This window comes from Christiangramia sp. (assembly GCF_029937855.1).
In the GTDB taxonomy this organism is placed as follows: Bacteria; Bacteroidota; Bacteroidia; order Flavobacteriales; family Flavobacteriaceae; genus Christiangramia.
This window is the reverse complement of sequence record NZ_JAPYPC010000003.1, coordinates 190,292-204,166: the sequence shown is the minus strand read 5'-3', so window position 1 is coordinate 204,166 and position 13,875 is coordinate 190,292. Positions and strand designations below refer to the sequence as shown.

The 13,875-nt window shown below is 41.4% G+C and carries 13 protein-coding genes and 1 pseudogene; 13 read left to right on the top strand and 1 reads right to left on the bottom strand.

Annotated elements, in window-relative coordinates; translation table 11 throughout:
• The 11 genes and pseudogenes from Q1K34_RS03180 to Q1K34_RS03130 form a co-directional block, all read left to right on the top strand.
• Positions 1 to 193: pseudogene (locus Q1K34_RS03180) on the top strand (alpha/beta hydrolase); the annotation flags it as partial.
• Between the two features lie 28 nt (positions 194 to 221).
• Positions 222 to 404 (top strand): hypothetical protein, encoded by a 183-nt coding sequence (locus tag Q1K34_RS03175; RefSeq protein ID WP_300434399.1) that lies wholly within the window; start codon positions 222 to 224, stop codon positions 402 to 404.
• A gap of 27 nt (positions 405 to 431) precedes the next feature.
• The gene (locus Q1K34_RS03170; protein ID WP_300434396.1) at positions 432 to 995 is read left to right on the top strand and encodes a transposase; all 564 of its coding nucleotides are present in this window, start codon (positions 432 to 434) and stop codon (positions 993 to 995) included.
• A gap of 222 nt (positions 996 to 1,217) precedes the next feature.
• Positions 1,218 to 2,072, top strand: coding sequence for a DUF4440 domain-containing protein (locus Q1K34_RS03165; RefSeq protein ID WP_300434393.1), 855 nt, complete (start codon positions 1,218 to 1,220; stop codon positions 2,070 to 2,072).
• Between the two features lie 21 nt (positions 2,073 to 2,093).
• Positions 2,094 to 2,549, top strand: coding sequence for a nuclear transport factor 2 family protein (locus Q1K34_RS03160; protein WP_300434390.1), 456 nt, complete (start codon positions 2,094 to 2,096; stop codon positions 2,547 to 2,549).
• Positions 2,550 to 2,595: 46 nt separating this feature from the next.
• Positions 2,596 to 4,221, top strand: coding sequence for a carboxylesterase family protein (locus Q1K34_RS03155; protein WP_300434387.1), 1,626 nt, complete (start codon positions 2,596 to 2,598; stop codon positions 4,219 to 4,221).
• A gap of 20 nt (positions 4,222 to 4,241) precedes the next feature.
• Complete coding sequence (locus tag Q1K34_RS03150; RefSeq protein ID WP_300434384.1) at positions 4,242 to 4,673, top strand: antibiotic biosynthesis monooxygenase family protein; 432 nt, start codon at positions 4,242 to 4,244, stop codon at positions 4,671 to 4,673.
• A 15-nt stretch (positions 4,674 to 4,688) separates the two neighbouring features.
• Positions 4,689 to 5,306, top strand: coding sequence for a flavodoxin (locus Q1K34_RS03145; RefSeq protein WP_300434381.1), 618 nt, complete (start codon positions 4,689 to 4,691; stop codon positions 5,304 to 5,306).
• Between the two features lie 430 nt (positions 5,307 to 5,736).
• Positions 5,737 to 6,867 carry a carboxymuconolactone decarboxylase family protein gene (locus Q1K34_RS03140; protein WP_300434378.1) on the top strand — a complete coding sequence of 377 codons (1,131 nt, stop codon included), beginning with the start codon at positions 5,737 to 5,739 and terminating at the stop codon, positions 6,865 to 6,867.
• An 88-nt stretch (positions 6,868 to 6,955) separates the two neighbouring features.
• Positions 6,956 to 7,420, top strand: coding sequence for a 2Fe-2S iron-sulfur cluster-binding protein (locus tag Q1K34_RS03135; RefSeq protein WP_300434375.1), 465 nt, complete (start codon positions 6,956 to 6,958; stop codon positions 7,418 to 7,420).
• A gap of 31 nt (positions 7,421 to 7,451) precedes the next feature.
• Positions 7,452 to 8,096: a hypothetical protein gene (locus Q1K34_RS03130; RefSeq protein ID WP_300434373.1), complete on the top strand. Its 645-nt coding sequence runs from the start codon at positions 7,452 to 7,454 to the stop codon at positions 8,094 to 8,096.
• A gap of 415 nt (positions 8,097 to 8,511) precedes the next feature.
• Here the strand turns inward: Q1K34_RS03130 and Q1K34_RS03125 are convergent, their stop codons facing one another.
• Complete coding sequence (locus Q1K34_RS03125; RefSeq protein WP_300434370.1) at positions 8,512 to 10,746, bottom strand: molybdopterin cofactor-binding domain-containing protein; 2,235 nt, start codon at positions 10,744 to 10,746, stop codon at positions 8,512 to 8,514.
• Between the two features lie 344 nt (positions 10,747 to 11,090).
• Here Q1K34_RS03125 and Q1K34_RS03120 point away from each other — a divergent pair, with 344 nt between their 5' ends.
• On the top strand, positions 11,091 to 11,555 hold the full coding sequence (locus tag Q1K34_RS03120) for a 2Fe-2S iron-sulfur cluster-binding protein (protein ID WP_300434367.1): 465 nt from the start codon (positions 11,091 to 11,093) through the stop codon (positions 11,553 to 11,555).
• 28 nt (positions 11,556 to 11,583) lie between these two features.
• On the top strand, positions 11,584 to 13,860 hold the full coding sequence (locus Q1K34_RS03115; RefSeq protein WP_300434364.1) for a molybdopterin cofactor-binding domain-containing protein: 2,277 nt from the start codon (positions 11,584 to 11,586) through the stop codon (positions 13,858 to 13,860).
• The last annotated feature ends 15 nt before the right edge of the window (positions 13,861 to 13,875 follow it).

Below are 13,875 nucleotides of genomic sequence, written 5' to 3'. Positions count from 1 at the left end.
ACAGTGGCGCGTTGCACTCGCAATGGCGAGGAAATGGAAAGACGTGGTAAACAAAAACGGAGGTGATGTAAGCCTGGTCCCCTTGCCGGAAATCGGACTGAAAGGAAATACGCATTTCCCGATGTCCGATCTTAACAATAAAGAAGTAGCGGAACATTTATCTGAATGGCTGAAACAGAAAGATCTGGATTAAGAAAAACTAAATTCTAAAAATTAAAATTATGAAAAGCATACAAAAAACACTCATTTTAATCGCAGTAATCGGATTAATGATGCCGACCTCTGCAGTTGCTCAAAATATTTTTCCAAAAGGCGAATTAGCGCCCAATGTGCCCCTGCTACCGCGCGATTGCATCGCGTGGAGTGGCCTCATATCCACCCGCGCGATTGCATCGCGTGGTTAAGTCTGGAAAAAATAAGATCTTTAGAACATGAGCCGAAATTATAAATTCCATAATCCTGAAGGTCTTTATTTTGTAAGTTTCGCGGTTGTGTATTGGCTTGATGTTTTTACTCGTAATGAGTATAAGGATATTCTGTTGCAAAGTCTTTCTTTTTGTCAAAAGGAGAAAGGAATGGAAATAGTTGCCTGGTGTATAATGACAAATCACATTCACCTGGTCTTTAGAAGTTTAAAAGGGCAGCATCCGTCGCTCCTTTTAGGAGATTTTAAACGTTTTACCAGTAAGGCATTGGTAAAAGCTATACAGAATAACCCAGGAGAAAGCCGAAGAGAATTTCTCCTGGAGCAATTTAAAAAAGCTGCTGCAAAATCATCCAATGTAAAAGAGCATCAGTTCTGGAGACATGATAATAAGCCTATTGAATTATGGAGCAATAAAGTTATTTGGGAAAAAATCAGCTATATTCATAATAATCCGGTAGAGGCGGGTTTGGTTTATAGAGCAGAAAACTATGTTTATAGCAGTGCAGGTGATTATGCAGATGAAAAAGGGCTTTTGGAGGATGTTGTTGTTTTTCAATATTACGGGTGAAAAGGGATTTGGACCATTAATAAAGATTTGGGAAAGGAGAAGGAACGCGATACAATCGCGCACCAGCTGGGGTCAATTAATAAAGATTTGGGAATTGAACGCGATACAATCGCACACCAGCGGGGTCAGACCTAAATAATAAACAGGTCGCCGATCATCTATTTGAATGGCTGAAACAGAAAGATCTGGATTAAGAAAAACTAAATTCCAAAAATTAAAATTATGAAAAACATACAAACAATATTTTTATTAATTGCAGTAATCGGATTAATCATGCCGACCTCTGCAATTGCTCAAAACATTTTCCCAAAAGGCGAATTAGCGCCTAACGTGCATCATACGGGAGATGTCTGGCTTACCCATGTTAAAGCCGCCAATGAGGTTTTTGACCATAGTATCACCGTGGCCACTTTTGCGCCCGCAGCCAAATTGGACTGGCACCTGCATCCCAAAGGTCAGCAATTGATCATTCTGGATGGTGAAGGAACTTACCAGGAACGCGGTAAGGAAATTCAAATCCTCCGAAAGGGTGAACTAGTACAATGCTCGCCGGGTGTTGAACACTGGCACGCCTCTACCCCGGGTAGCGGAGTAACCTATCTGGCCATTACCGGCGACGCCCCCACCCAATGGCTGGAGCCAATTCCGGAGGAAAAATTCATGAACATAGATGCTGACAGTATCAGGAAAGAAAACATACAGGAAGAACTGGTTCAGCTTTCCAAACAGAAATGGCAATGGATGGCCGATAAGGAGGTGGAGAAACTTGAAGATCTATTTCATGATCAGTCAAAATTTGTCCATATGAGCGGTTCCTGGAAAAAAGACAGGGAGCTGGAAATTATTGAAACCGGAAGTATCTGGTATAAAAATGCAGAGGTACATGATGTGGCGGTAGAAGTTTTTGATGACACTGCCGTTCTCTGGAACAGGATTACGCTTACCGCCCACGTACGGGGCAGCGATGTGGAAAATGAATTTACCGTAACCGAATTCTATAAAAAAGAAGGCGGCGACTGGAAATTGCTGGACCTCACCTTCAGCAGTGTCCGGGATACCCATGAAATTGAAAAATAATTTTTTCTAAAAAACGAAATCATGAAAACAGTTAAGATAAAAACATTCATTGCCGGAATATTACTGGTCTTTATCAGCGCACCGGCTTTCGCTCAGGATTCAGCAACAGAACAGGAAATAACTGAACTTTCAGAAAAGAAATGGCAGTGGATGGCCGATAAGGAAGCCGATAAACTGGCGGATCTCTTTCATGATAAGGCAAAATTCGTGCATATGGGCGGTACCTGGGGAAAAGACCGGGAAGTTGAGATCATAAGGAGTGGTGGTATTCATTATAAGAACGCCGATATCCATGAAGTGATGGTAGAGGTTCTGAATGAGAATACTGCCATTCTCTGGAACCGGATTACTCTGCTGGCGGTTGTAGGTGGCAATGAAGTATCCAATCCCTTTATGGTTACCGAAGTTTATGTAAAGGAAAATGAGAACTGGAAACTGGCAGACCTTACATTTTCAAAGTTAATGAGCAGGGATTAGAGAAATAGTTTCCTGTAGATATCAGGTTTAATATTAAAGCTTTCAAATGCAAAAAATTATTTCGCTTTTAGTCCTGTTTTTAAGCCTTACGGCATGCGGACAGAAAGAGGCTGCCGGGGATGCAGCTACAGATGATGCTCGTGTACAAACAAAGCATGGATTAGTCCGCGGATTAAGTGATGGGAAAGTTGCCAGCTTTAAAGGCATTCCCTATGCTGCTGCCCCGGTAGGAGACCTGCGGTGGCGGGAAACACAACCTGCAGCAAAATGGGAAGGAGAACTTGATGCTACCAAATTTGGCGCTGATTGTGCCCAGTTTGGTTGGGGCGGAGAACCGGGTACAATTAGCGCTAGTTCCTCCGAAGACTGTCTTTTCTTAAATATATGGAAACCATCGCACGCTACAGCAGAATCAGCTTTACCCGTGATGGTTTGGATACATGGAGGAGCATTTGTTTTTGGCAGTGGTTCAGGTCCGGAAGTCTCCGGGGAAGAATTTACTAAAAAAGATGTGATCCTGGTGACCTTTAATTATCGCCTGGGCCGGCTTGGACATTTTGCCTTCCCGGCATTGAGTCAAGAACATCCTGAAGAACATAAAGGCAGTTATGCCTATATGGATCAGATCATGGCTCTAAAATGGGTAAAAAATAACATTTCAGCATTTGGCGGAGACCCGGATAATGTGACCATTTTTGGTGAATCTGCAGGCGGGGTGTCGGTACATTCCCTCTTAACGATTCCCTTGGCTAAGGGCCTTTTTCATAAAGCGATCATACAGTCGGGAGGCGGTCGGGATGGGGTGCTTACCGGAAGGCCTATAACTGAGGAGAATGCTGATCGATACTACCCGGTTTCAGCAGAAACTATTGGAGTAAATTTTGCCAGAAAGCATAATATTGAGGGTACAAATGCAAAGGCACTAGCCGCCCTGCGTGCCCTGAGTGTCGCGGAGATTGTTGATGGTGGCCAGGAAACTGATGGCCCGGGAGGTGCGCCAATTTATTCCGGGCCTATCCTGGATGGCAGCCTGGTGGTGGAAACGGCAGAATCGGCATATAAAAAAGGAAATATGGCAGCCGTTCCCATTATCATTGGATCTAATAGCGCTGAAGTTCCGGGCGGATTTGTAAATGCAGAATCTAAAGAAGCACTTTTTAACCTCTTCGGAAAATTTAAGAAGGAGGCGAAAAAAGCTTATGATCCAAATGGAAATAAGGAACTGGAAGAAATTCTCACGATGGTCAATACCGATAAGGTTTGGGCTGAGCCAGCCAGATTTACCGCCAGGGCCTATGCTGAAAAAGATACGCCTGCCTATATTTATTTGTTTTCTTACGTACCGAAGGTGATGCAGGAGAGAATGCGCTACGGTGCTTCGCACGCTTCAGAAATTCCTTATGTATTTAATAATCTTGATGCCCGTCGTAGCATTGACACCGTAACGGCCAAAGATGAAAAAGTCGCGAAATTGATGAACACCTACTGGGCTAATTTCGCTAAAACGGGTGATCCAAATGCTGAAGGGCTACCGAAATGGCCGGTTTACAGTCCTGAAATTAATAATATCATTGAATTCAAAAATGATGCGTCGGCTGTGGGAATACCAGATCCCAAAGAAGTAAGGCTGGATGTGATTGAAAAAGCCGTAATGTCAAAAGAAATGCAATAGAATAATTAAGGTGAAAAAATATGAAACTAAATAAATTGCTATGGTGTTTTCTTTTTTTGGCTATCACTTCCTATGCTCTTGGCCAGCAAAGAAATGGTGAAAATGCTAATTCTGATCCTGATACAATGATGTTCAGGCTTTCAGAAATTGAGGTTTATCCTTCCCGGCTCGATGAATATATTACTATCTTAAAGGAAGAATCTGCGGCCTCGGTGCGTTTGGAGCCAGGAGTTATTTCCATTTTTCCGATGTTTCAAAAAGAAAATCCAACTGAAATAAGGATCCTGGAAATCTATGCCAGCAAAGAGGCTTATGAATCCCATCTTCAAACATCGCATTTTAAACACTATAAAGAAACAACGCTGAAAATGGTCAAATCTCTAAAATTAATTGATATGCAGGCAATAGATAAGGAAAGCATGTCGATGATTTTCCAAAAAATTGAGGAATAAACTTAAAATGGAAAAATGATGCTGAAAAATCTGATATTTCTAATGTTGATTCTGGCTTGCAATCCGGGCAAAAAGGATAAGGCAGAAAACAGGGAAAATTTATCCCGGGATTCCGAAAATATCCTAATCGTTTATCTCTCGCGTACAAACAATACCAAAGCGGTTGCAGAGATCATTCAGCAGAAAGTCGGTGGAAAACTGGTAGCCCTGGAAAAAGAAAATCGCTATCCAGAGAATTATCAGGAAATAGTTGCCCAGGTAGATCAGGAGAACGAGCAAGGATTTCTGCCGCCTTTGAGAACGAAAATTGAAAATCTGGAAGATTATGATATGGTGTTTATCGGCTTTCCAACCTGGGATATGCAGCTGCCCCCGCCGATGAAAACTTTTTTAGCTGAAAACGATCTGGAAAGCAAAACTCTAATTCCCTTCAATACCAATGCCGGCTATGGTTTAGGCAGCAGCATTAGGCAAATTAGAGAATTGAGTCCAAGGTCTAATATTCTCGAAGAATTTTCCGTAAAAGGAGGCCATGAAAAAGAGAGTATTTTTCTCGCCATTAAAGGTGATAGGGAAGAAAAGGTTGAGGAACTGGTTGAAGAGTGGTTACAGGAAATTGGCGTTTTGAAATAATAGCTTTAAGCTACATGATCATTACAATAAGAGAAATGATATTTCAGCGGAAGAGCTTTTTAAATTGGCCTATCGAAAGTTTATCGTAAAATTTGAAGTGAAAATCCCATAAAATTTTAGGCTGTTTGAGCTAAACGAATTTTTCAATTTTAGTTGTATTTACTAGCGAGTTCCTAAAATTTAGGAATTGAACAATAAATTTAGATAAAGTTTCGTAAGCCTAGACTTTTTTGTTTCTTTTTTGGGCGATGCAAAAAAGAAAATGAGCTTTTTGAGTAATTAATTTAATAGAAAAATATTATTTATCCCATCAAACCTTCCTTATGCTAGACAGGCTCAGTCGAGATGTTTTTGCTGACCCTTCGACTGCGCTCAGGGTGACAAAACCTTTTCATGGAGCTTAAATTCATAATCTAAAAAATATAAAATTATGAGAAAACAAGTAATAACCAAGATTCTAATCGCTTTGATGATCCTGGCGACAGGTTCAATTTCCGCTCAAAACGATTCAAAAAAATTAAGCCCTACAGATTATAGCATCGCCAAAATTTCGGCGGCGACTGCGAAAGGGGATCTGGAAACTTTAAGTGATGCTTTACATGAAGGGCTCGATAACGGACTTTCTATAAACAAGATCAAGGAAGAACTGGTACATCTGTACGCTTATTGCGGTTTTCCCCGTAGCTTAATGGCGATCAATACTCTAACCGATGTGCTTGAAAACAGAAAGGAGCGCGGAATCGAAGATGAGATTGGGGAAGAACCGAAAGATTTGACAGAGGGTGATAAATATGAAATAGGGAAGGAAGTCCTGGCGGAATTAACCGGAGTGGAAGACCGGCCAAATGCAGGTTATGCAGAAACTGTTCCCATAATAGAAGTATTTCTAAAGGAGCATCTTTTCGCCGATATTTTTAAAAGAGGCGTATTATCTTTTAAGGAAAGGGAAATTGCCACGATAAGTGCCTTGATCACCATGGGTAATCTGGCGCCGATGCTGAGGGGGCATATAGGAATTGGAATGCGACTGGGAGTGACAGAAACCCAAATTCTTCAGATCCTGGATTATATCGACACCGAAATTGACCAGGAATCGGCCCTGGAAGGAAGGGAACTTGTTGCCACTTTGATTTCCGGAGTGCCGCAAGATTCTGAAACTGATGCAGCAGATTATGATAAGAAAAAGATATTTGCCAAGGGTGAAAAGATAGATGCACCGGTATTTACAGGTACGGCCTGGTTAAACTTCCTGGTCACCGCCGATGAGGTTAACCGGAACGCCGCGGGCGTGGTCACATTTGAACCAGGCGCCAGGACTTACTGGCACCAGCATCCTAACGGACAGATCATTTTAGCGCTTTCCGGAGTAGGCTATTACCAGGAAAAGGGAGGTTCAAAAAGGATTCTTAAAAAAGGGGATGTAGTAAAATGTCCGGCAGATATTCCGCACTGGCATGGGGCCAGTCCGAATGAAGAATTTGTCCAGATTGCTATAACCAGCCGTGTTGATGGCGCCACCGAATGGATGGATGCGGTGACAGATGAACAGTACAGGGAATAGATGGCTTTAATTGAAATTCAATCTTGAACTATAAAAACACCTTAGAAAATTTTCTTATTTTTAGTAAAACGCTCAAAATTAATAAAGAATGGTCTCACTTAATGTAAATAATAAGCTAATAGAAGTTGATGTAGATCCTAATACTCCCCTACTTTGGGTTTTAAGAGACCATTTGGACCTTGTGGGGACCAAATACGGTTGTGGTGTGGCCCAATGCGGTGCCTGTGTAGTGCACCTGGATGGAGAGGCTGCTCGTTCCTGTGTAACTAAAGTTAAACGGGCGGAAGGAAAAAAAATAGTCACTATTGAAGGTTTAGCTGAAAATAATGATCATCCCATCCAACAGGCCTGGATGGAGGTAGATGTTCCTCAATGTGGGTATTGCCATAGTGGTCAGATCATGTCGGCAGCTGTGCTGTTGAGGGAAAACCCAAATCCATCCGATGAAGATATAGATATTTCAATGTCCGGTAATATTTGTCGCTGCGGTACTTATTCCAGAATCCGAAAAGCGATTCATCTCGCCGCTGAGATTAATAAAAGCAACTCCTAAATTTTTAATCATTCTTTAAACTCTTTAATACATGAAAAACAGGAAGCAATTATTGCATCTTCATAAGAATAGAAAATTTGCGGGTGTTTTATTTATTCTTACCATTGTTGCTGTTAGCATGGGAATGACCGGGAAGCAATTTAGTAAAGCTGAATATGTGAAAATTCCGCAACAGGAAAACGACAGTCTTGCTTCCGTCCAGGCCTTTAAAAAAGTATATGAAGTCTTGATGCACCCAAGGTGTATGAATTGTCATCCGGCCGGAGATATACCTTTACAGGGTGATGATAGTCATGTTCACTCTATGAAACCAAGAAGAGGGAAGGATGGAAAAGGACTGTATGCCATGAAATGTGCAAATTGCCACCAGAATACTAATACCCCCGGGAAACATGCGCCACCGGGAAATCCGGAATGGCACCTGCCGCCGGCAGATATGAAAATGGTATTTCAAGGAAGATCAGCTTCAGAACTGGCCAAACAACTGGTTGATAAGTCTAAGAACGGAAATAAATCTATTGAAGATCTTATAGAGCATGCTGAGGATACACTGGTAAAAGCCGGTTGGAATCCTGCTGAAGGACTTTCCTTACCACCATATTCCCATGAGGAATGGAAAGAAGCCTGGCTTACCTGGCTGGAGAATGGTGCTTATGCTCCTGCTGATTCTGAATGATTTTAATTCAGGAATTCTTTGTATATAATTATTTAAAATACGTGAGTCCGTTTCCATAAGAATATGAGTGCATTAGTGGCCAGTAAATTTATCCCCGGGAGAGAAGCTAAAACAATTTCTGCCTGATGCGATAGCTATATTTTTTTTGATTAGTCTGAAGTCAGTGAGGAAATATCTAGTTGAATAGGGCAGCGAAGTAGGAGGAAGTTATCTAATCCATTTATTGTCTCAACTTTTCAATATTATTAAAATAGTCTGCCATGAATTCACGAATTTTTAGTCACTTTAAATAGAATTATTAGTGCATTAGTGGCCACTGATTTATTTGTCCTTAAAAAAGTCTGTTTTAGAATCGTTTCAGAAAGTTCTTTTCCAGCATTGGAAAGCTAAAATCCGGTATGACGAAAAATAGTTTTTAAACTTCTTCCAGAATTGGATGATGATAAAATCTTTTATTCTTAGCTCTTGAATAAGCATTGGTAAATGCCGCAAAAATTGGCGGGAATGGTGGTTCACCCAATCCGGTGGGATCTTCGCCATTTTCTACAAAATGTATTTCCATGTCTTTCGGAGCCTCATCAATCCTTATCATTTTATAATTATGAAAATTACTGCTTTGGGGAACCCCTTCTTTAAAAGTTAATTTGCCAAACATTACATTCCCTAAACCATCGGTAATCGCTCCTTCGATCATATTTTTTGCTGCATCTTTATTGATAACAATTCCGCAATCTACTGCGCTATAGATCTTATCGAAAACAGGTTTTCCATTTTCTATTTTCAGGTCTACCACGTGGGCTACATAAGAATTATGACAATAATAAGCAGCTACGCCCCTGTGAACATTTATTTGTGGCGAATCCCAATGAGATTTTTGTCTTACTAATTTTAGGACTCCCATATATCGTTCTGCATCATAATCATTGTCTTTTCCTACCGGATTATTTTTGGCTTTTTCAAAAAGTTCTATCCTGAAGTCGATAGGATCCTTTCCGGCGGCAATAGCCACTTCATCTAAAAAAGCCTGCTCAGATGCCCCCATAAAATTTGATCTTGGTGCTCTAAATGCTCCAATAGTAATATTGGAATCTAATTCCCAGGCTTCAGCCAGGTAATTGTCTACTGCTCCGGCGGGAAATCTATTTTCGTGTATGGGACTTTCAGGAATTCCACCTCCTTTTATGTGGTAGGCGGTAAGATTATTATTTTTATCCAGTGCTGCACGAAATTTTAAATGATAGGCAGGGCGATATATTCCGTAGGTCATATCGGCTTCTCGAGAATAGAAAAGCTTTACCGGACTTTTGATCTTTTGTGAAATTATTGCTGCCTCTAAAAGTTCGTGAGAATATGCCCTCCTGCCAAAACCACCGCCCATACGCGTCATGATGATCTCAATATTTTCTTTATCTATTCCCAATCTTGCGGCTACCGTTTGCTCGGTGAATTGGGGTGCCTGAAGTGGGCCTGCGAGAATTGCTTTATCTTCGGTTACATCAGCAAAGAAATTGATGGGTTCCATGGCATTATGAGCCAGGAATGGAGCGGTATAGGTGCTTTCAATTACTTTGGAGGCATTTTTAAAAGCAGTTTCAGGGTCGCCGTCTTTTCGTTTAAGGGTTCCGGGTTCTTTGGAACGTTCTTCCATTTTCCTCCAATGTTCTTCAGTGTTTTCCAGGCCTGGAGGAACAATTCTTTCAGATTTATTTCCGAAGACATTCATTTTCTCAGTATAGCCTTCAAAAGCTTCCCATTCGAGGTCGAGTGCTTTTTTAGCCTGCATTACCTGCCACGTACTGTCGCCAACGACCACTGCAAGTTTATTGTAAGTAACAGTATCAAAAATATTTAATTCGTAACCTTCATTATAAACATCAATTGTGAAAATATCGGTTACTCCGGGCATGTTTCTGGCCTTGCTATCATCTATTGACTTTAATTTTAATCCGAACGCGGGTGGATGCGCGATTGTGGCGTATTTCATTCCTTCCACTTTATAATCCAGTCCGAATAAGGGTTTTCCGCTCACAAGCGCGGGAAGTTCCACATTTTTTTTTGAGGTGCTGATAATGCTGAAATTTTCAACTTTTTTCAGGTCTATGGTTTCCGGAACTTCCATTTTAGATGCAGCACCGGCCATTTCACCGTAAGTTGCAGTTTTGCCACTGGAATGTTTTAAAATACCAGCTTCTGTAGTGATTTCAGAAGCAGGAATCTTCCATGACTGGGCCGCGGCATTTATAAGCATTTGGCGAGCTGTAGCGCCGGCCATTCTTAAAGCATTCCATCCCTGGCGGATAGACTGGCTCCCGCCGGCGAATTGTCTTGTGTATAAATCGGTATTAAATGGAGCTTGTTCCACAACCACATTGCTCCAATCTATGTCCAGCTCATCTGCAATAATCATAGGCATAGATGTCTTTACATTCTGCCCAAATTCTGGATTGGGAGCCAGAATGGTTACCGTTCCGTCTTTGGCTATTTTCAGGTAGGCATTCAGCTTAAACCAATCTTCGGGAATTTGTTCCGAAGAGACTTTTTCAGAATTGGAATAAAGTAACCAGTTGAACCCGATCATTATACCGCCACCGGCCAATGCGGTGCTTTTTAAAAAAGAACGTCGGTTTATGGAGGTTTTTATTTTTGTCATAGCTTGAAAATTAATCAGGTTACTTTTATGCTGAAAAACCAAAAAATAAAGACATTGAAGTTTTTTAATTCCGTTTCAGCTATAAAATCTATACAATTTAATAAATTTTGGAACTCTCTCCAGTAGCGAATATTAATATACTTCAGGATCTGTGAAAATGGTAAGTTTTTCTGTAATATGGGTTAGAAGTACACACTAAAGAATTTTAAAATTTGTAAAGGAGAGTACCTTTTGGTTCCTTTGGAGGACCTTCAACGTTTATTAAAGTATAAACTAGTTTTCCATTTAACAGAGAGTATAGGATATTTTTCATAATTTAAAGAGCTCAAAAAATTGTATTCATTATGGCAACATTTAATATCACTATAAATGGGAAAAAACAAGCAGTAGATGCTGATCCCAGCACACCTTTACTTTGGGTTTTAAGAGATCACCTGAAATTAGTTGGCACTAAATATGGCTGTGGAATCGCCCAGTGTGGTGCCTGTACCGTGCATTTCAATGGTTCTGCTGTGAGGTCCTGCCAACTTCCCATTTCTTCTGCTGCAGATAATGAGATCACCACTATTGAAGGTTTATCTGAAAATGGTGATCATCCCGTACAGCAAGCCTGGCTGGAAATTGATGTGCCGCAATGTGGTTATTGCCAGGCGGGACAGATTATGTCTGCATCTGCTCTATTAAAACGAAATCCTAATCCCAGTGATTCAGAAATCGAAAATGCCATGAATGGTAATATTTGCCGTTGCGGGACTTACACTAGAATTAAAACGGCCATCAAAAAAGCTTCAAATTCTGAAATAGCGTAGGCTTCAGTTAAATTAAAACACTAGCAAAATGAGTAAAGTAAAAACAGGAATAGGGAGAAGATCCTTTATAAAAAGTGTTTCGGTTGCCGGAGGTGGATTGATCATTGGTTTCAACTGGCTTGCGTGCAAAAGGACTACGGAAGAAGGATCTGAAGAGATGGCTATGCAAATGCCCGATGAGTGGTTTGAGCTTAATGGATATCTGAAAATTGGAGATAACGGAATTGTAACCATCTATTCACCAAATCCCGAAATAGGCCAAAATGTAAAGACTTCCATGCCAATGATCGTAGCTGAAGAGCTGGATGTGGACTGGAACAATGTGATTGTGGAACAGGCTCCTTTGAATACCGATGTTTTTACAAGGCAGTTGGCTGGAGGAAGCCAATCTATTCGACAGGGTTGGGAATCATTGAGAACAGCCGGAGCGACGGCAAGACAAATGTTGCTTACTGCGGCAGCCAATCAGTGGGAAGTACCGGTTTCAGAACTTTCCGTAGAAAATGGAATCATTACCCATTCAGGAAGCGATAAATCCATCGGTTACGGCGAAATTGCAAAAGCCGCTGCGCAGGTAGAAGTTCCGGAAGAAGTAGAATTGAAAGACAATGATAATTTTAAGATAATTGGTACCTCTCGCAAAAACGTGGATGCCAAAAAAATAGTGACGGGTAAACCGCTTTATGGTTTAGACACCTATAGGGATGGGATGCTGATCGCTATGATTGTACAGCCACCGGCGTTCGGAATGGAATTTAAGTCGATGGATGCCGAAAAAGTGAAGGAGATGTCCGGAATTACCGATGTCTTTACGATAGATACCTATCCTGAGGATATGGAAAAGGAGTGGAGCGACGTGGCTGCATTTTCCAAACTTGTAGTGGTAGTGGGAGAATCTACCTGGCAGGTAATGCAGGCTAAAAAAGCACTGGATGTGGAGTGGGAGCTCAATCCAAAACTTACCGAACAGATTCAGATACTTGAGAAATCTGCAGGAATGGATGGTGCAAGCGGGCTGGAAAGTAGTGACCTGCATGCCTCACTGATGGCTAACGTTGGTACGAAAAAATCTGAAATAGTTAGGAAAGACGGGGAGCCGGAGAAAGCTTTTGAAAATGCTGCCCGCGTGATCGAAAGATCTTATACCTGCCCGTTCCTGGCGCACAACTGCCTGGAACCAATGAACTTTTTTGCAGATGTGACTGAGGATAAAGCTGAGCTGTATGGACCTATACAAACCCCTGAATATGCCGAGAAAAGTGTAAACAGGAGGTTGGGGATAAATCTTGAAAATATTGATATTCAAATGACGCGGATGGGTGGTGGATTTGGCCGTCGACTTTATGGTCATTTTCTGGTGGAAGCCGCTGTAATTTCCCAAAAATTGGGGAAACCTGTGAAACTGGTTTATTCCCGTGAAGATGATATGACCAATGGAGTATACCGTCCTGCCTACCATGTCACCTATCGAGCCGCTTTGGATGGCAATAATAAATTAACCGCCTTTCATGTAAATGCCGGGGGTATTCCAGAGAGTCCGTTGTTTGCTAATCGTTTTCCCGCGGGAGCAATCGAGAATTATTTAGCAGAAAGCTGGATGTTAGAGACAAATATTTCAGTGGGGGCGTGGAGAGCACCGAGATCTAATTTTATCGCTGGGGCAGAACAGTCGTTTTTAGATGAACTGGCAGAAGAGATGGGTCAGGATCCAATACAGTTCCGTCTCGATATGCTTAAACGCGCTGAAAGTGATCCGGTGGGAGAAGATAATGATTACGATGCTGCCCGTTACGCCGGAGTGCTGAAGATGGTAAGGGATAAATCTGGCTGGGAGAATGGCAATACAAATTTAAATAGGGGCGTTGCAGCTTATTATTGCCATAATTCTTATGTAGCCCAGGTACTGGATCTAACAATTAAGAATAATGAACCTGCCATAGATAAGGTGACCTGTGCAGTTGACTGCGGAATTGTAGTGAATCCTGATGCCGCTAAAAATATGGTGGAAGGTGGAACTATTGATGGTATAGGTCATGCCTTATATAGTGAGATAACTTTTGAAGAGGGTAAACCCCAACAAAATAATTTTGATGATTATAGGCTTATTAGACATAAAGAAGCTCCGAAATCCATAGACGTCCATTTTGGAAATAATGGCATAGACCCTACTGGCCTGGGTGAACCGCCTTTGCCACCAATCCAGGGTGCTTTGGCTAACGCACTATATAAGGCAACCGGAAAAAGATTCTATAAGCAACCCTTTATTAATGAATTGAAAACTCAGGAAACGGAACTTAAAACCTAAACAGTTCAATTTCAA